This window comes from Nodularia spumigena CCY9414, assembly GCF_000340565.2.
Taxonomy (GTDB): domain Bacteria; phylum Cyanobacteriota; class Cyanobacteriia; order Cyanobacteriales; family Nostocaceae; genus Nodularia; species Nodularia spumigena.
Genome location: NZ_CP007203.1, coordinates 2,774,432 through 2,775,567 on the forward strand (window position 1 = coordinate 2,774,432; position 1,136 = coordinate 2,775,567).

The following is a 1,136-nucleotide window of genomic DNA, read 5'->3' on the forward strand; positions in this document are numbered from 1 at the left end:
TTGGACTGAAGGCTTGAGTGTGCGAGTTGAACCCAGTATGGATGCTGAACGTATTGCTGGAGTTGGTGTTAATGAAGAACTGATTGTACTGGAGGAAAGTCAGGATAAAAATTGGCAAAAGATTCGCACACAAGGGGAACAAGAAGGTTGGATAAAAATAGGTAATACTGAACGGTTGGAATAAATCCTGACAATCTTCAACCATCTGATACTATGTACAGGCAGAACACCGCTCATTTTTGATGCTAACTGCGGCATTTCCACTTCTATCCTGAACATGACCGCAGTTTTCCAATCTATCTACTATATCTGCACGCTAGATTGGCAGTATTTTCTCCAATTATTAGAACCTAGTTCTTCCTCATCCATTTGACTTTAACAGATGTAAAATCATTTGTCAACTCCCCAATCCTCTTTTTTGGCGTTTTCTCTGGGAGTTAATCTGTACTCTAAATGGGCAATCATTTAGCTAGTGATTTGAAGATAGTTCTCTGGGAGTTAATCTGCACGCTAGATTGGCAGTATTTTCTCCAATTATTAGAACCTAGTTCTTCCTCATCCATTTGACTTTAACAGATGTAAAATCATTTGTCAACTCCCCAATCCTCTTTTTGGCGTTTTCTCTGGGAGTTAATCTGTACTCTAAATGGGCAATCATTTAGCTAGTGATTTGAAGATAGTTCTCTGGGAGTTAATCTGCACGCTAGATTGGCAATATTTTCTTTGAGTATTAGAAACTAGTTCTTCCTTATCGGTTTTATTTTAACAGATGTAAAATCATTTGTCAACTCCCCAATCCTCTTTTTGGCGTTTTCTCTGGGAGTTAATCTGTACTCTAAATGGGCAATCATTTAGCTAGTGATTTGAAGATAGTTCTCTGGGAGTTAATCTGCACGCTAGATTGGCAATATTTTCTTTGAGTATTAGAAACTAGTTCTTCCTTATCGGTTTTATTTTAACAGATGTAAAATCATTTGTCAACTCCCCAATCCTCTTTTTGGCGTTTTCTCTGGGAGTTAAATTGACAAACTGACTTGGGAACCTTGCTGGGTTTTATTAACCTCTATGCGGGCTTGAAAGGCTTCTTTGAGGTGGGGCATATGTGTTACAGTGAGGATACAGGCGAAATCACAAGC

Annotated in this window: 1 protein-coding gene; it reads left to right on the plus strand. The window is 38.6% G+C overall.

Going from position 1 to position 1,136, the window contains the following annotated elements; translation table 11 throughout:
* Positions 1-184, plus strand: a 184-nt coding sequence (locus NSP_RS25990; RefSeq protein ID WP_044482762.1) for an SH3 domain-containing protein, incomplete at its 5' end; no start/stop codon positions are given.
* Between the last annotated feature and the right edge of the window lie 952 nt (positions 185-1,136).